The sequence below is a fragment of the Euzebyales bacterium genome (genome assembly GCA_036374135.1).
In the GTDB taxonomy this organism is placed as follows: Bacteria; Actinomycetota; Nitriliruptoria; order Euzebyales; family JAHELV01; genus JAHELV01.
In genome coordinates this window covers 12,977-28,873 of record DASUUK010000049.1, presented here as the reverse complement: position 1 = coordinate 28,873, position 15,897 = coordinate 12,977, and the positions used below count along the sequence as shown (strand labels likewise).

At 70.6% G+C, this 15,897-nt stretch carries 16 protein-coding genes; 6 read left to right on the top strand and 10 right to left on the bottom strand.

Annotated elements, in window-relative coordinates; all coding sequences use genetic code 11:
* The first annotated feature begins 775 nt into the window (after positions 1 to 775).
* Positions 776 to 1,579 (top strand): TerC family protein, encoded by an 804-nt coding sequence (locus VFZ70_08670; protein HEX6255873.1) that lies wholly within the window; start codon positions 776 to 778, stop codon positions 1,577 to 1,579.
* A gap of 317 nt (positions 1,580 to 1,896) precedes the next feature.
* Here the strand turns inward: VFZ70_08670 and VFZ70_08665 are convergent, their stop codons facing one another.
* The 6 genes from VFZ70_08665 to VFZ70_08640 all read right to left on the bottom strand — a co-directional run bounded on the left by VFZ70_08665 (position 1,897) and on the right by VFZ70_08640 (position 8,416).
* Entirely contained in the window at positions 1,897 to 3,054 is a 1,158-nt protein-coding gene (locus tag VFZ70_08665) for a L,D-transpeptidase family protein (protein ID HEX6255872.1), read from the bottom strand.
* Between the two features lie 246 nt (positions 3,055 to 3,300).
* On the bottom strand, positions 3,301 to 4,005 hold the full coding sequence (locus VFZ70_08660; protein HEX6255871.1) for a peptidoglycan recognition family protein: 705 nt from the start codon (positions 4,003 to 4,005) through the stop codon (positions 3,301 to 3,303).
* A gap of 194 nt (positions 4,006 to 4,199) precedes the next feature.
* Positions 4,200 to 4,982 (bottom strand): alpha/beta hydrolase family protein, encoded by a 783-nt coding sequence (locus VFZ70_08655; protein HEX6255870.1) that lies wholly within the window; start codon positions 4,980 to 4,982, stop codon positions 4,200 to 4,202.
* Positions 4,963 to 5,532, bottom strand: a complete 570-nt coding sequence (locus VFZ70_08650) for a hypothetical protein (GenBank protein ID HEX6255869.1) — start codon at positions 5,530 to 5,532, stop codon at positions 4,963 to 4,965. Before VFZ70_08650 ends, VFZ70_08655 begins: the two co-directional genes overlap by 20 nt.
* Before the next feature lie 49 nt (positions 5,533 to 5,581).
* Positions 5,582 to 7,285, bottom strand: a complete 1,704-nt coding sequence (locus VFZ70_08645; GenBank protein HEX6255868.1) for an alpha/beta-hydrolase family protein — start codon at positions 7,283 to 7,285, stop codon at positions 5,582 to 5,584.
* Positions 7,286 to 7,687: 402 nt separating this feature from the next.
* Complete coding sequence (locus VFZ70_08640; protein HEX6255867.1) at positions 7,688 to 8,416, bottom strand: Crp/Fnr family transcriptional regulator; 729 nt, start codon at positions 8,414 to 8,416, stop codon at positions 7,688 to 7,690.
* 245 nt (positions 8,417 to 8,661) lie between these two features.
* Here VFZ70_08640 and VFZ70_08635 point away from each other — a divergent pair, with 245 nt between their 5' ends.
* Positions 8,662 to 9,105 (top strand): hypothetical protein, encoded by a 444-nt coding sequence (locus tag VFZ70_08635; protein HEX6255866.1) that lies wholly within the window; start codon positions 8,662 to 8,664, stop codon positions 9,103 to 9,105.
* Positions 9,106 to 9,340: 235 nt separating this feature from the next.
* Here the strand turns inward: VFZ70_08635 and VFZ70_08630 are convergent, their stop codons facing one another.
* The 4 genes from VFZ70_08630 to VFZ70_08615 all read right to left on the bottom strand — a co-directional run bounded on the left by VFZ70_08630 (position 9,341) and on the right by VFZ70_08615 (position 12,576).
* On the bottom strand, positions 9,341 to 9,508 hold the full coding sequence (locus VFZ70_08630) for a hypothetical protein (GenBank protein HEX6255865.1): 168 nt from the start codon (positions 9,506 to 9,508) through the stop codon (positions 9,341 to 9,343).
* A gap of 411 nt (positions 9,509 to 9,919) precedes the next feature.
* Positions 9,920 to 10,543 (bottom strand): hypothetical protein, encoded by a 624-nt coding sequence (locus VFZ70_08625; GenBank protein ID HEX6255864.1) that lies wholly within the window; start codon positions 10,541 to 10,543, stop codon positions 9,920 to 9,922.
* Positions 10,544 to 10,621: 78 nt separating this feature from the next.
* Complete coding sequence (locus tag VFZ70_08620) at positions 10,622 to 11,908, bottom strand: HAMP domain-containing sensor histidine kinase (GenBank protein ID HEX6255863.1); 1,287 nt, start codon at positions 11,906 to 11,908, stop codon at positions 10,622 to 10,624.
* Positions 11,905 to 12,576, bottom strand: a complete 672-nt coding sequence (locus VFZ70_08615) for a response regulator transcription factor (protein ID HEX6255862.1) — start codon at positions 12,574 to 12,576, stop codon at positions 11,905 to 11,907. Before VFZ70_08615 ends, VFZ70_08620 begins: the two co-directional genes overlap by 4 nt.
* Before the next feature lie 110 nt (positions 12,577 to 12,686).
* Here VFZ70_08615 and VFZ70_08610 point away from each other — a divergent pair, with 110 nt between their 5' ends.
* The 4 genes from VFZ70_08610 to VFZ70_08595 all read left to right on the top strand — a co-directional run bounded on the left by VFZ70_08610 (position 12,687) and on the right by VFZ70_08595 (position 15,598).
* Entirely contained in the window at positions 12,687 to 13,148 is a 462-nt protein-coding gene (locus VFZ70_08610; protein HEX6255861.1) for a hypothetical protein, read from the top strand.
* Between the two features lie 134 nt (positions 13,149 to 13,282).
* Positions 13,283 to 13,780 (top strand): hypothetical protein, encoded by a 498-nt coding sequence (locus tag VFZ70_08605; GenBank protein ID HEX6255860.1) that lies wholly within the window; start codon positions 13,283 to 13,285, stop codon positions 13,778 to 13,780.
* Between the two features lie 60 nt (positions 13,781 to 13,840).
* Positions 13,841 to 14,047 (top strand): hypothetical protein, encoded by a 207-nt coding sequence (locus tag VFZ70_08600; GenBank protein HEX6255859.1) that lies wholly within the window; start codon positions 13,841 to 13,843, stop codon positions 14,045 to 14,047.
* 330 nt (positions 14,048 to 14,377) lie between these two features.
* Positions 14,378 to 15,598, top strand: coding sequence for an alpha/beta fold hydrolase (locus tag VFZ70_08595; GenBank protein HEX6255858.1), 1,221 nt, complete (start codon positions 14,378 to 14,380; stop codon positions 15,596 to 15,598).
* Positions 15,599 to 15,897: the final 299 nt, after the last annotated feature.

Here is a 15,897-nt window from a genome sequence, read left to right as displayed (position 1 = left end):
TCCGTAGTCAGATGCTCTAATCCACTGAGCTAAGGGCGCTGGTCTTGGGCCTCTGACCTGCGGTTTTGCTGATCCGACCCTGCCGCGAGACTGTAGCACACCCGGCATGGCGAGCGCGATCGACGTCCGGCTGCCGCATGTCTCGTCCGCAACACGGCGCAGTCTAGGTCGCATTGGCGACCTTTTCTGCCCGGGCGGCAACCCGCAGCGCCTGCAGCCGCTGACTGTGTCAGGTCGCGGTCAAGGAACGTCGGCCGGTGCGCTCGGTGGGTTCATCGCCGCCGGCGGCTGCGCGGGTTCGGCCTCGGCATGGCCGCCGGCGCGGGCCTCATGACCGTCGTCACTGTGCTGTGGTGGCGTTGGGTCAGCACGAACTGGTCGAGCAGTCCGACACGCTGCCGGTGGGGTCGGCTGCGGTGGCAGGCGATCCTGTTCGTCGTGGGCGCTGGTGGCCTCGTTGGTCTCGGCCTTCGTCGTCGACGATCCCGGCTTCTCTGGGATCATCATGGCTGCACTGTTCGGTCTCGCAACAGGACAGGCCATCGGACAGTACGTGGCACACCGGGACACCCGCTGACAACGACACCGAACCTGCGAACGCACGAGACCGGCCGCCATCGCCTGGGCGTCGGACCTGTCCCTGCTGCGCGCGGTCGAGATCACGTCGTTGCTACGCCGTCCACGTGCCGACACGGTGGTGGACGGCGGCCCGCGACCGGCAGCCGAGTCTCGGGGCGACGTTGCGAGGCGTCCCATCGTCTAGCATGCGGCGCCTATGGACTGGCTCTCCGACCCGAACGCATGGATCGCGCTGCTCACGTTGACAGCGCTCGAGATCGTGCTGGGCATCGACAACATCGTCTTCATCTCGATCCTGGCGGGCAAGCTGCCCGCCGACCAGCAGGACCGCGCCCGCACGACCGGCCTCGTGCTGGCGATGGTCATGCGCATCCTGTTGCTGCTCAGCATCTCGTGGGTGATCGGCCTCACAGAGCCGCTCTTCGAGGTCTTCGGCCGCGAGTTCTCCGGCCGTAGCCTCATCCTGTTCGGCGGGGGCCTGTTCCTGATAGGCAAGTCGACCTTCGAGATCCACGAGAAGCTCGAGGGCGAAGAGGCGCACGGCGACACAGCCGGCGCCACCACGTCGTTCAACAGCGTGATCACACAGATCGTGCTGCTCGACCTCGTGTTCAGCCTCGACTCGGTCATCACCGCCGTCGGCATGGCCGACGAGATCGCCGTGATGATCATCGCGGTCATCATCGCCGTCGGGATCATGCTCGTGTCGGCCAGAGTGGTCAGCGAGTTCGTCAACCGACACCCGACAGTCAAGATGTTGGCGCTCGCGTTCCTGCTGCTGATCGGGACGACCCTGGTCGCCGAAGGCCTCGAGTTCCACATCCCCAAGGGCTACGTCTACTTCGCCATGGGCTTCTCGGTGCTGGTCGAGGCACTGAACCTGCGGGCGCGCCGCGCCCGCCGCCCGGAACAGCCGATCGAGCTGCGCCCCACGTTCGTCAAGGATCTGGAGGCCGGCGGAGCGGTCGGTCACCTGCCGGGAACGGGACGCCAAGCCTGACCCGAGCGGCACCCACCGCTTCCGGTCACGCGGCGATTTGACGGCCTCGGGGCGTCGGCGTGTCATCCGGGCACCGCAGACGATGACCGGGGACGCGGCTGCGGGATCGCCGGCTTCCGGCGTCGAGCCGCCGCGCTGGCCATCGATCTTCTACCTGCATACGACCGCCGAGAGCTGCAGCCTCGGCGATCACGAGATCATGTGCACGGCGACCGCTCCGCAGGGAAAGCTGACGGCATCGCTGGGTCCGCCGCAGCGCACCTGCCGCACCGGAAGGCACGGGAGCGCCCGCATGCAGCAACCGAGTCGGTAGCCGGCTACCGCAGGACGTGGACCGGCGTGCCGTTCGGCAGCTTGCCCGGCAGGTACTCGGCGATGTGCATCGGCAGCCGGACGCACCCGTGGCTGGCGGGGTAGAGCGGGACCGACAGCGCCCCGTGGAACGCGATGCCGCCGTTGAAGTACAGCGGGTTGTAGAGCCGCCCGATGTCCAGGCTCGACTCGCGCCACCCGTCGATGCGGCGGCTGATGACGAAGGCGCCCGGCGGAGTGATCGAGTTGCCGCTGTGTTCCTCGTTCTGCCAAGGGATGCCGCTGCCGCTGGAGCCGTGGCTGATCAACATCGGCGTCGATGAACCCGGGTTGTAGACCTTCATCACCTGCTGCGAGAGGTCGAACTCGACCCAGCGCTTGTCGTGCCTACGCTTGGGACGGCCGATCTTGCCCGCTTCGAGCCGGCCGAGGGCGTGCTCGTCGAGCGGCCCCCAGTCACCGTCGACCGGCACACCGGCGAGCTTCTCGAGTGCCCAGATGGCCTCAACCGTCTTGCCTCCGTACGCGCCGTCGGCCGGCCCTGGGTCCAGCGGCCCCTTGGCGAGCCGACGCTGCAACCGCTTGACCGCCCGGCCGGTGTCGCCGGCACGCAGCACCTGCATGTCCGATTCGTAGTCGGCGAGTGCGGCGACGGTCTTCGCGTCGGCACGACCGGTCTGCTTCAGCCCGGCCAGCATCTGGAACGCCTCGACCGCTGAGCCGGTCCGGGGGCCGTAGGCACCGTCGATCGCGCCCGGCGCGAAGCCGAACCTGGCGAGCCGCCGTTGCAGACGTTCGACCGCAGGCCCCCGATCGTCGGGCCGCGTGGCCACCAGTCGCGGACCCTTCGGCTTGCGCTGTCCCGACTGCGCGTTCGCACCGTCGGATCCACGCTCATCCGCGTCATCCTCGGCGGCGACGCGGGACCCGTCCTCTGACCCTGCTTCGGTCGGTGTCTCCGAGGCGTCCGTCGCCACGGCCGGTTCTGAGCTGGTGGTGGCTGCTGCCGACGCGGCGTCCGTCGGATCGTCGTCCACGGCTTCGCTGACCGACGGGTGCGGGGTCGGCGTCGGCGGCGCACCGGCGCTGGTCACTGTTCCGGCAGGCGTGCAGCCCGCGATGAGCAGCGCGGCGAGCAGCCACGAAGCTGCGCTACGTGTCACGACCACGGCGTCCCGGTCCCGTCAGGCGGCGCGATCCCCCGTGGAGCAGACGCGCCAGCGCACAACTCGTCACAGCCAGCAACGATAACAGCCGGACATCGGCGAAGCAGACGACCGCGGACGCCCTGCTCGCCGCACGACGGCGCGCCACCGAAGGCGCCCGGCACAGTCGATACCCCCTTGGCGGCGTCGTCGATGGCGGCGGAAGCGGATCGCGCGCTCGACGGCCCCCACGTCGGTCGGGCGTCACACCTCGCCACTGACGATGCGTGCGACCAGCGCGTCGCCGGCGTCGCCGCAGATCTTGACCAGCGAGGTGCCACCCTCGTTGATGCGGCGGCGGACCCTGCGGCGGATGGTGCCATCGGTGAGCAGGCGCGACAGGTTCCGACCGGGGCAGGCGGTGCTGGCGTACCGACGGTGCCCATGGATGCGCCACACGGACAGGTCGTAGCGCTCGCACGCCCAGGCCAACACGTCGACCAGCGCCCTGAGCTGGTCCCTGGTCGGCGCCTGCTCGTCGAAGTTGCCCTCACACATGACGAGCAGGTGGCGGTGCGGGTTGTAGTTCGTCGCGGTGTCGCCGCGCGCCCACAACGGTCGGCCGCGGTAGACGTGACCGCGGCGGTCGATCAGCAGGTGGTAGGCGATGTCGGGCCAGCCTCGCTCCTGATGCGCGCGCTGATGCGAGCGAAACCGTGCGGGCGCCTTGCGGTTGTCCCAGAACGTGACCGCGCTGTGATGGACCGTGATGCGCTCGATGCGGTGGTAATGGAACGACCCGGTCCGCGGTCGGGCACCCCACGACTCCTTGCAGATCACGCGGTACCGCCTGGTGGTCGCCGCGATCGCCTGCATCGGGCGTAACGCCACGGCCGCCGCGCCGCCCATCCACGCGAGCACCCGCCGCCGCGTCACCCGCGGGGTGGGAGGGTGTGGCGCATGCGTCATCAGCTCACCTCACCGCGCGTTCTAGCCGACGACGCGGCGGCTGTCGAGGACTCTCGGACACTGTTCCGTGTTTCGACACGTCCGCTGCACGGTCCGACGCACCGCGGACCCTGTCGTGTTCTGCTCCGACGAGGCGCGAACGTCCGGCGGTGGGTGCCGCTGCCCACGTCCCAAACGACGATGGAGCGCCGCCCTCAGGCCGGGACCGCGGACCGCTGCAGGGGCAGCCAGTCCAGCACGTCACAGATGGTCGCGTCCCAGTAGTCCCACGCGTGCTCGCCGGGCCCGAACGTGTACGTGCACGCCACACGGTTGCGCGCAGCAGCCGCGACGAACGCGCGGTTGTGCTCGTACAGGTGGTCCTCGGTGCCGCACGCGACGTAGAGCGCGGGCAGCGCGTCCGGGTCGACCCGGGCGACCACGTCGATCAGGTCGTCGTCGGTGTCTGCGACCGTCCGCTCGCCGAACACTGCGGCCATCAACCGCTCGCGCTCGGACAGTCCCTGAAGCGACGCCAGATCGAGCGCGCCGGACAGGCTCGCTGCGGCAGCGAACCGTTCGGGCTGGTGCAGCGCCAGCCGGAACGCCCCGTACCCGCCCATGGACAGACCCGCCACGAACGTGTCTTCGCGGCGTTCGGAGACGCGGAAGAACCGGTGGACGATCTCGGGGAGCTCGTCAGAGATGAACGTCCAGTAGCTGCCCGTGTGCACGCCGTCGAGGTAGAAGCTGCGATGCACCTGCGGCATGACGACCGCGAGGCCCAACGCCGCGACGTACCGCTCGATCGACGTGCGGCGGAGCCACGTGGTGTCGTCGTCCGACAGCCCGTGCAGCAGGTACAGGACGGGCGGGTCACCATCGACGGCGGCCCCCTCCATGCCGACCTGGGACGTCGTCGGCTGTGGGAGCAGCACCGTCATCGACGTCGACAGGCTGAGTGCGTCGGAGAAGAAGTCACAGCGGAGATGAGCCATGGCACCCGCTCGGGTCGGCGGCCGTGGATCGCATCCTACGACCCACTGCCGCCGACGTGATCAGCCTCGCCGCCTCACGGGGGCGTCGTCGTGGACTTCGATCTGCACGGTGGCGCCCCCACTCGCGTCTGATGGGCGTCGTCGCCGCGCTGCCGAGATCACCCACGTGGGTCGCCGCGGCATCGGGCTGGTTGTCCACGGTGACGGTGATGGCATCGCTGCCGGTCTGCCCGGCGCGGTCCGTGGCCACCGCCGACACCGTGTGACCGCCGTCGGCCACGGTCGTCGTGTCCGAGGCGACCGACCAGCCGTCGGTGCCGTCCGCGTCACTGCCGATCGCGACGCCGCTGTCGAAGTACGGGTGGTTGCTCCACGCCCCGTTGAAGTCGGCGGCGTCGTCGGCCGGGTGGTCGACTGGTCCGCCGCCGGCGCGAGGTCGGGCGGTGTGCCCGTACTGTCGTGGGACGTCATTGCCTGAGCATCTCGTCGACGGACGCGAGCGCGAGCGGCCCGGCCGCAGAGCGAGCGACGGGTCCAGCCCGCCAACCATGTCACGCCCTCGCCGGGTCTCGGCGCGCGGTCGGACGATCCGAGCCGGCTCACGCGCCGTCCTGCAGCGCGTCGGCGAGCGCCTCGGTGTCGATGTCCGACCACCAGTCCGCGTCGGTCACGGCCGCCCAGCCTTCCGCGTTCGCCTCCGGTGAGTACATGTGCCCGAAGCCGTCCGGCACGCCGCCGGCCGCCGGCAGGTCGAGCAGCACCTGCCACATCGTGACGATCGGCACCCAGACGAAGTCGTCTGCCACGTCCGGACCGCGCTGTCCGTCCATCAGCCACTCCGGCGGCGAGTAGGCGAGGTGCGGAGAGAAGAACACGACCGGGTCCGACGCGTGCTGGAGGTACAGGATGCGCGTGTCACCCCACGGCGTGCCTGACCCTGCGATGCCGGCGTCCTCGGCCATGAAGCGCACCGTGCGTCCGCGCCGGTAGACCGGCAGCCAGGGCGGCGAGCCCGGGTCGCGCTCGGCCACGAGTCGGTTGCGGAGCTCGTTGACGAACGGCGGCCCTGTCAGCAGCGCACCGTCGATCGGTTCGTTTACGATGCCGATCGAGGTCAGCACCGCCTCGGCGCCGTAGGCCCCCAGCGACAGCCCGTACAGATAGATGTCGGGGCGGGATGCCTCCGGCAGCGTTGACCAGTAGCCATGGATCGTGTCAAAGACGACCCGGGAATCCTCCCGAACGACCTCCTGGTCGGCCAGCAGGGAGATCCAGCTCGGCAGGTACGAGTACTGGACACCGACGATGGCCGTGTCGCCGTTGTGGATGTACTCGACCGGGTCCACGCCGTTCGCATCGAGGAACCCGGTGCCCGTGGTCGTGGCCACGACAAGAACGTCACGCTCGAAGGCGTTGGTGCGCTTCAACTCTTCGAGCACCAGGTCGGCCCGGGCACGCAGCGTGTCCGCCGACTCGAGGCCCGCATAGACGCGGATCGGTTCGATCGCGCCCCCGCCGTTGAAGTCGTCGAGATCCTCGATCGTCGGACCCGTCGCGACGAACGTGCGTCCCTTGCGTCCGAGGCTGTCCCACGGCACGAGCGATGCCGGGCTGCCCGACCGGTTGGCTGACGTCGGCTGCACGATGCCGTCATCGGTCGCGGCGTCCCTCGGCGCGAAGAACCAGTTCGCGGCGGTGAAGAAGCCGTTGACCAGGACGCCGCTCCACAGCGTCAGGAGCAGCACGGTCAGCAGTGCGGCACCGAGCATGAGCGAAAGGCGCCGCGGGAGTCGCCGGCCGAGTCGGCCAACGATGATGTGGAACAGCACCCGCATCGATCGTGCGACGACGAGGATCATCGCGGCGACCAGGATCGTCACCACCAGCACGGTCGGCCACCCGGTCGGTCCGACCGGATCCATGCCGAACAGGGACCGGACCGCGTTCTGCCACCCCACGTGCTGCCAGGTCGCCGACACCATGACGAAGCCCACGACGACGATGACGGTCACATCCGTGATCTGCCGCGCCTGCCCGCGCGTGCGCGGCAGGCCCAGGTAGTCCCAGAGCCAGTGGACCCCCACCCCGAGCCCGTAGCCGATCATCACGGTGATGCCCGAGACGATCCCTTGCACAGGGGCCGCACGCGGAAGCAGCGACGGGAACAGCGAGAAGGCGAAGAACACCCCGGCGCCCAGCAGGCCGGCCCTGGACAGGTACCGGGACATCACCTCGGGCCCCGGTCCGGAGCTGGCCGCGCGCGGGGCGGTACGGACCGGCTCGGTGATCTTCGTCGAGGCCATCACCTGCGCTCACACGTCGTCGCAGCGCACTGCGCTTGTCGTGAGGGGCGTGTCAAGCGTCGAGGCGTGCACCTGCGCTCCCAACCCGCACTCCTGTGGGACTGCCAGTGACTCGGACGTCTGGTCCGTGTCTTGTAGCCTTCGGCGACATCTGGCGAACGCTTCGCGAACCGGTTGTACACGATGGCGCGATGGCGTCAAGGCCTCGCCGCCCGAGGTGCGTCCACCCACCGTGACGCCGCGGCCGCCGACCGCATGCCACATGCGGGCGGCGAGCGAGCCCACCGCGAACGTCAGGCGCAGCGCTGTGCCAGCAGACGCGCTCGGCAGCCGGGGCCCGACGCCGCACGCCCGCGGTTCGCAGCGCAGGGATCATCGTCGCACCGACCGGGACGGTGTGGATCAGGGCGCGAGCGCGCGCCGGCGGATCGCTCGAAGGTCGAGGATCTCGATGCGGCCACGCCCCAGGCGGAGCGCGCCGTCGTCCTGCATCTCGCGCAGGGCGCGGTTCACGGTCGGTCGTGTCGTACCAGCCAGAGCCGCGAGTTGCTCCTGCGTCAACGGGATGAGCACCGGGTCGGGTCGGGAGACACCCCGGGCGGCGAGCGGGCCGGACCCGCGACGTGCGGACGCTGCCGACGCGTCGGGGGTGACCGCGCCGTACTCGTCGGCCAGCATGACCAACCGTCGCGCCACCCGCTTCTCCGCGGGCAGGAAGAGCGCCTCGAGCAGATGGGCACTCAAGCGGCGGACCTGCGCGGCGAGCACGTCGACCAGGAAGCGTTCGACCGATGGGTGCGCCGCACGCAACTCCTCGAACGTGGCGCGTCCGACCGCCAGCGTCTCCACGGGTTCCAGCGCGACGATCGTGGCCGTGCGCGACTGCCCATCGCTGACGAGTGCCTGCTCGCCGAAGAAGTCGCCGGGACCGAGGACGGCGAACGTCGCGATCTCGCCCATCGGTGTCGACGCGCGCACCGCGACGCGGCCACGGCTGATGAGGTGCAGCGCGTCGCCGACGTCACCCTCGTGGAACACGACCTCGCCGCGTGCGAACCGCCGCCTCGTCGTGGCCTGCATGATGCGCCTGCGGTCGTGGTCGGGCAGGTGACGTAGCAGCGTCCAGCTCATCGCGCCTCTCCCCGGTCGGCGACGACCGTTGGCGGCCGCACGTTTGTGTTCTACCAGCGACGAGAGGTGCGGGCGGCGATGCGCAGACCGGCGACCACCAGCAGGTTCACGGGCCGCGTCGGCAACCTCGTGCGGATGGTTTCATCGTTCTGCTGCATCTGATTCAATCGCAACAACCGCCAATGGCGTCGGTCTGAAGTCGGTGCTTCTTCATCGCACCGCGTCCAGACAGAACAGGTGATGAGATGCTGAAGCGTCGATGGTCAACTCCCGCGTGGGACCTGCACCGCCTCGCGATCGCCATGCTCCTGCTCGGCGCCGCGCTGCTCGCCGGCTGCGCGACCGACGCCGCCACCGAGTCGAGCGCGGAGGACCCCGAGGCGGCCGACACTGCCGCGGCGACCGGGTCGGCGGCGTGTGAGGAGTTGGCCGACGAGTTGATCGCCGAGCTCCAGCAGATCTCCGACTCGCTCGCGGATGCGACGGCCGAGGAGATCGCGCAGGACGAGCAGTTGCTGGAGGACACCGGGCAACGGTTCGAGGAGATCGGTCAGCGGGCGAGCGACACGGGCTGCGAGGACCAGATCGAGGACATCGTCAACGCGCGTGCGGACAGCATCGAGGGCGACGCGCCGTCGGCCGAGTTTCTCCGCAACCTGCTGAACGACACATTGAACTTCTCGCTCTGACCGCCGGGACGACACCCCACCCCGGGGCATCCGCTGATGCCGCATCGCGGCGCAGTGTCCACGTGCAATGAACGGCGTGCGCGGCCGCGGGACACGAGTTCGTGCGTCCAACGCACGGTGCCATGGCGTGGGCGGTGATGCGCGCGCTGACCGCCGAACCCGCCCGTTCCGCGGCCAGCGCGCGTCCCGCCCACCTCTCACGCTCGCGAGCGATGTGCCGCGAACGTGCGGGGCGTCACTCCCCTCGCATCCGCCGCTGGGCGGCTGCGTCCTCGCCGAAGAAGCGTCGTGCCGGGCGCCTGCCGCCCGCACCGGCAGCCGTGGCCATCATCGCGTCGTCCGCCAGGCCGGGCTGCCCGATGTCCCAGACGTAGCCTGCGTTGGCGTCGTAGTAGTAGGTCATCGCCGTGCTCCTGGGTGCGTCGTGTCGTGGTGTCGTGTGATCTGACATACGGCATGGTGACCGACACGGGCGCGCCGGTCTGTCGTCGAGCCGACACTTCGAGCGTGTCGGTCATCACCAAGCGCGCACAGCCGCCTTGTCGCGACGGACATCGTGGTACTGCGGGACTGGCCGCTCCGCGTCGACGGGTAGGAGACGCATCGGATCGGCCACGTCGCCGGGGGCGGTGCGACGTGGCCGATCTGTGTTGCGTCCGGCACGGCCGCCGTGCTGCGCTGCCCGCCGTCCGTGCCACTCGGACGTCTCAGCCTGCGTCCGGGGTGTCTCGTGCCGGTGACGACGCGGCCGGCGGCGTCAGGATCTCCACGGCATCGGTGGTCGTCGCGGTTCGGTCAGCAGCATCCGGTTGCATCAGTCGTCGTCGTGCTCGCGGCCCGACCGATCATCGTCGTTGCCTCGATCGTCGGGGCGGTCATCGTCGTCATCGCCCCGGATGAACCGGTCGTCGTCGCTGCGATCATCGTCGTCAGACCCGACCCGATCTCCGCCATCGTCGTCGCGTTGCTCGTCGTCGGCGTGCCCGCCGCCATCGTCGTCGCGTTGCTCGTCGTCGGCGTGCCCGCCGCCACCGATGTCGCGTGAGTCGCTGTCGTCGGTCCGCTCGCGGACCCGTTCCCTTGGCGCGCCGTCCTCGATCTCGACCTCGACGTCGATGCGACGGGCGCCGTTGGTGAACACGACCTCGATCTCCGCCCCCCGGGCCTGTTCGGTTTCGGCCGTCCACCCGGGCGCCGGATCGACGGACGTGACGACGAGCGCCCCGTCGAACCGGTACCGGACGCTGCCCGCCTCCCCCGCGGATATCAGCCGACGCTCGCCCATGGCGTCGGTCTGCTCGTCCCCTGCCGGGGATGCTGTCGCGGTCGGCCTCGGCGACGGCGTGTCGTCGGTGCTCGTCTGGGCCAGGCCGATGCCGGCGGTGGCGAGAACGACGACCGACGCGGCGGCCGCCAGCAACGTGGTTCGGGTCTGCATGGTGCACCCTTCTTTCCGTCTTGGAACCTGATGGGTGCACGGTCACCGAACGCGTGCTGTGCTCGCGCGAAGCGAGGCTCAAGCCGAGGTAAAGCCCTCGGACTCCGACAACGGCAGCAGAAGATCCACGCGGCCACCGCCGTGATCTCCGCGCCCGACGAGCAGGGATCCACCGGCGCTCTCGGCGGTGCGCCGGGCGATGTCGAGGCCCAACCCGGTCGATCCCCCACCGCTGCGGCCACGTCGGGCCGCTCCGGGCGGGATGCCCGCCCCGTCGTCGTCGATGCGGATGCGCACGCGGCCATCGACGTGGTCCACCGCGATGCGGCATCCCGCAGGCGGGTCGGTGTGGGTCAGCACATTGCCGAGCAACGCGTCGAGCACCGCGGCCAGGCGCTCCTCGTCGACCGCGACCGGCAGGGTCTCGTCTGGGCGCGTGCACGACCACGGTCGCTGCTCGTCGGCTGCGAGGGCGGACCAGAACGCCGATCGCTCGCCGACGACCCGGCCCGCGTCGGTCCAGGCATGCGGCGCCTCGCCGCCGCCCCGCGTGGCCCGGATAACCTGATCCACCGCGACATCGAGCGCGGCAAGGTCGTCGATGACACGCTCGGTGGCCGCCGACGCGGGCAGCGCGTCGACGTCGAGGCGCAGCGCCGTCATCGGTGTGCGCAGTCGGTGCGACACGTCGGCCGCCGCCTCGCGCTCCGCCGCGACCAGCGCATCGATGCGGTCGGCGAGGGTGTTGAGCGCGCGGGCGGCTGCGTCGAGCTCGGGAAGGTCGGCCGCGGGCGCCCGGGCCGTCGACTCGCCCGCGGCCAGCCGTCGGGCGGCTGCGGCCACACCCGAGGCCTGGGCGACGGCCCGCCTCCCGAGGCGGTCAGCGATGACGACCGCGATCCCGACCAGCGCGAGCCCGACGGCCGTGAGCGTGAGCCACGCAGTGCCGACACCAGCGGTCAGCGACGCGGTCGGCACGACCACCTGGATCACGCTGGTTCCCTCCTGACCGACGACCGGGGTGAGGCGGATGCGCGATCCGTCCGCTGCCGCCCGGTCGACGCCGCTGCCCCGGCGTGCGGCGGCGAGGTCGGTCTCAGCGACCGGTGGCCCCAACACCGCGCCGCCGGGCAGGATGATGGTCACATCGGCGCTGCTGGTGGCCGCGACCTGCTCGCGCGCGACCTCGGCGGCCGCGCGGTCGCCTGTCACGAGCACGGGGATGAGGGTGCGCGCGGCTCGATCCGCGTCGTCCAGCGCCCGGTCCGTGGCCAGGATCCGCACCAGCACCGCCAGCGGCACCACGAAGGCGATGGCGACGGTCAACGTCGTCGCCAGCGTGACCGCGACCAGCCGACGCCTCACGGCGGTGGCGAGAGCTTCACGCCGACCCCGCGGACCGTGTGCAGGTACCGGGGTTCCGCGGCGGACTCCCCCAGCTTGCGTCGGACCCATGACAGGTGGACGTCGACGGTCTTGTCGGCGCCACCGAACGGTTGGCGCCACACCTCGGCGAGCAGCTCCCGCCGTGACACCACTTCGCCGGCATGACGGGCCAGGTGCGCCAGCAGATCGAACTCCAGGCGGGACAGCTCGACGGGCCGACCGTCGAGTGTCACCTCCCGTGCGGCCTCGTCGATGACGAGGTCGCCGACATGCATCGGCTCCTGCGGATCCCCGCCCTCGGCACGTCGCAGCACCGCCCGCAGCCGCGCCTCGAGCTGCGCGATCGAATAGGGCTTGACGAGGTAGTCGTCCGCACCGGCGTCCAGCGTCGCGACGATGCCGGGATCGTCGTCGCGGGCGCTCGCCACGACCACGGGCGCGTCGCTGACGGCGCGGAACATGCGCAGCCACCGTGCGCCGTCGACGTCCGGCAGGCCCAGGTCGAGCACGACCACGTCGGGCGGGTCGTCGGTCGCTGCTGCAAGCGCCTCCATGCCCGCGGCGTACGGTGCGACGGCATGACCCCGCTCGCGCAACTCGCGCACCAGCGCCGCGCGGATGCGCGGGTCGTCCTCGACTACCAGCACGGAGGCCATCGAGCAGAGGGTACGCCGCACGAACGCCCGGCCGTGGTTCACAAGCCCGGTTTGAGGTCGTCTTGAGCCGCCCTTAACGCGGACGCTGGCACGCTGGACCCATGAGACGCGTCGCGCTCGCACTGGCGTGGCTGGTCGCCACCGTCGCAGCCACCGCGCTCGCGTGGGCGGGCGTGCGTGCAGTCGCGACCGACGTCGCAGCTCCCCTGCCAGCGGTCGTGACCTCCCCTCCCGCAGAGCAGTCGGTTGACCCGCCACCGCAGGACGCGCCGTCTGACGCACCGATGACGACGTCACGGACGCGTACGTTCGAGACCGTCGGCGGCACGGCCACCGTGCGGTTCTCGCCGGATGAGGTCGAGGTGCTCGGCGCGGTGCCGGCAGCCGGCTTCACCGCCGACGTCGAGGCAGAGGACGACGGATCGACCCGGGTCGACTTCGAGTCCGAGCACCACCGGTCACGCCTGAAGGTGTGGTGGCGGGACGGATCCCGCCACGAGGTCGAGGAGCAGGGACGGGACGGCGGCGACGAACGCCAGGACACCGACGACGACGAGGACTGACTCGCACACTCCGGTCGCGGCGCTCCTCGTCGGTGGGCTCGGCACGGTCGGGGGCGGTGCCCTGCTGGTCATCGGGCGGCGCCGTCCCACCCGCCACGCACCCACGTCCTAGGGGGGAAGTCCACGATGCCGCTGTGGAGCGCCTGGTGGTGGCGATCCCCGCGCTGCTCGCGGTCGCGTCGCTCGCGCTAGGCCCTGGGGACTTCCGATCGGGTGGGCTGATGGCCGGCGTCGCACCGACGATCGCCGGCTGCGCGGTGCTGTTCCTCCAGGCGCAGTTCGGGTGGTTCGGTCCCACGGATGCGTACGGTCCTCGCGCAGTCGTCGCCGTCGACGGGTCGTTCGTGGTCGTCAGCGACGAGCGTGACGGCGTGGTCGTTCTGCGTTCGGGCGACGGACGGACGTGGACACGGACCAACGACGTTCCGGTCCTCGATGGCCTCCGCGTCCGCGATGCAATCGCTGCGGACGACGAGATGCTGGCGATCGGTCAGCCGACGGACAGCGACGTCGCACATGTCGTGACGACCCGCGACGGGCGCACCTGGCGGGCGACCTCCCGGTGTCTTCGGCGCCGCGACGGTCGCAGCCGTCACCGCCTTCGACGACGTGTTCATCGCTGGAGGCCATGATCCGGTGCGTGATCGCGCCGTGCTGTGGACGTCACCGGACGGCCGGGTGTGGAAGAGCCCGTGAGCGACCACCCGGATCTCGACAGGGCGGCGATCGACGGGATCGCCGCCCTCGACGGAACAGTCGTCGCGTTCGGCCGGGATCACGGCAGCGGCGCCATCACGGTTTGGACGTCCGACGACGCGTCGTGGTGGCAGCGCTCGACGGTCGAGGGCGGCGTCACAGCCGAGTCGCCGTCCGCGCGATCGCAGCGAACGGCGCGATGACCGTCGCGGTCGGCATCGACACCGACGACAACAGCACCGCCATCTGGTCGTCCGATGATCTCCGCACCCGGCGCCGCGAGACGGTTGCGGACCGCCGATCCTGAACGGCAGGACCGCGGAGAACGCGACGTTCCGCCCGTCGCTGTCCGGCGCCTTCGCGCCGCTCGAGACGTTCCCGCGTGACGGTGTCGCACCAGCGAGGGATTCTGATGATCGGCGGCGCACCAACGAGCTCAGGAGATGTCGTCGGGACCGTCACCCACGCGACGGTGCCCGCACGCGCCGCGCACGACTCACTACGCTGCGCCCGACAGCGACGAGGAGGCCGGGGTGACGACGTCGAGCACCTGCACGTTCATCAATGATCGAGGACAGGAGCTGTCCGCCAGGCTGGAACGGCCTGACGGTGCACCCAGCGCGACCGCCCTGTTCGCCCACTGCTTCACGTGCTCGAAGGACCTGCGGGTCGAGCGTCAGATCACCCGCGCGCTGACCGATCAGGGCATCGCTGTCCTGTCATTCGACTTCGCGGGACTCGGCCGCAGCGGTGGCGACTTCGCCGACGCGACGTTCTCGTGCGACGTCGCCGACCTGCGTGCGGCCGCTGACTACCTCGCAGACACGCTGTGGGCGCCGGCGCTGCTCGTCGGCCACTCGCTGGGCGGCGCCGCGGTGATCAGCGCCGCCCCTGACATCGACGGTGTCCGGGCGGTCGCAACGATCGCGGCGCCGGCCGATCCGGCCCACGTGGAACACCTGCTCGACGACGCCGAGCGCATCCGCCGGGAGGAGTCGGCGACCGTCACGGTCGCCGGCCGCACGTTCACCGTGCGCCGCTCGTTCCTCGAGGATCTCGACCGCCAACAGCCGCACGTGCAGCTGGCACGCTTCGACGGTGCACTGCTGCTGTTCCACTCGCCCGGCGACGACCTCGTGTCCATCGACAACGCCGAAGTCCTCTACCGTGCCGCCCGTCACCCCAAGAGCTTCGTGTCGCTCGACCGCGCCGACCACCTCGTCACCAACCAGCGTGACGCCGTGTACATCGCGGCGGTCACTGCGGCGTGGGCCAGCCGGTACATCACCGACGGCGACCTCGGCCGCGGCGGCACCGATAGCTACGACGACGCTCTGGTGACCGCGACCAACATCAGCGGGCTGCGGACCACCATCAGCACCCGCGGCTTCACGCTGCTGGCTGACGAGCCGTCGAGCGCGGGTGGGACGGAGCTGGGGCCCACGCCGTACGACTACATCAGCGCCGGGCTGGCGGCGTGCACCGCGATGACCCTGCGCATGTACGCGTCGCGCAAGGACTGGCCGCTGGTGTCGGTCGAGGCGACCGTCACGCATGACCGTGTCCACGCCGATGACTGCGCCAACTGTGAGCATGTCGAGGGGCGCATCGATCTGTTCGAGCGCACGCTGCGCATCAACGGCGACCTCGACGACGAGCAGCACGCCAAGCTGATCGAGATCGCCGACAAGTGCCCGGTGCACCGCACGCTGGAGGGCCAGATCGAGGTGCACACCACCGTGGAGGATGGCTGAGCAGCCCGCGAATGTGCGGGGCTCTCGCTCGGTGACCGACACTGCGGTCGGCGTCGGACGGCCGGCGTGGCCCAACGCGGCCCGGATCCGATGTGTTGCAGTCTCAGCCCCGGACAGCGAAACGGCCACCGCCCGGTGGGGTGGTGGCCGCGCCATTCAGGGTGTACGGCGTCCCGCTACCTCGTCGGGCGGTGGACGTCGCATCCGAGTCCGATCGCGAGCGCTTCGGCCATCGACACGGCAGTGCCGCGCGGCCCGGTCCGCGTCCGAACGGCGGGCGGACGAGGCGGGCCCGGGTG

Excerpts from the sequence above, each read along its gene's own strand:
- VFZ70_08640 (HEX6255867.1), bottom strand. The coding sequence starts at position 8,416 with ATGAGCTGGACGCTGCTACGTCACCTGCCCGACCACGACCGCAGGCGC.
- VFZ70_08670 (HEX6255873.1), top strand. The coding sequence starts at position 776 with ATGGACTGGCTCTCCGACCCGAACGCATGGATCGCGCTGCTCACGTTG.
- VFZ70_08635 (HEX6255866.1), top strand. The coding sequence starts at position 8,662 with ATGCTGAAGCGTCGATGGTCAACTCCCGCGTGGGACCTGCACCGCCTC.
- VFZ70_08610 (HEX6255861.1), top strand. The coding sequence starts at position 12,687 with ATGAGACGCGTCGCGCTCGCACTGGCGTGGCTGGTCGCCACCGTCGCA.
- VFZ70_08650 (HEX6255869.1), bottom strand. The coding sequence starts at position 5,532 with ATGGTTGGCGGGCTGGACCCGTCGCTCGCTCTGCGGCCGGGCCGCTCG.
- VFZ70_08645 (HEX6255868.1), bottom strand. The coding sequence starts at position 7,285 with ATGGCCTCGACGAAGATCACCGAGCCGGTCCGTACCGCCCCGCGCGCG.
- VFZ70_08630 (HEX6255865.1), bottom strand. The coding sequence starts at position 9,508 with ATGACCTACTACTACGACGCCAACGCAGGCTACGTCTGGGACATCGGG.
- VFZ70_08625 (HEX6255864.1), bottom strand. The coding sequence starts at position 10,543 with ATGCAGACCCGAACCACGTTGCTGGCGGCCGCCGCGTCGGTCGTCGTT.
- VFZ70_08655 (HEX6255870.1), bottom strand. The coding sequence starts at position 4,982 with ATGGCTCATCTCCGCTGTGACTTCTTCTCCGACGCACTCAGCCTGTCG.
- VFZ70_08660 (HEX6255871.1), bottom strand. The coding sequence starts at position 4,005 with ATGACGCATGCGCCACACCCTCCCACCCCGCGGGTGACGCGGCGGCGG.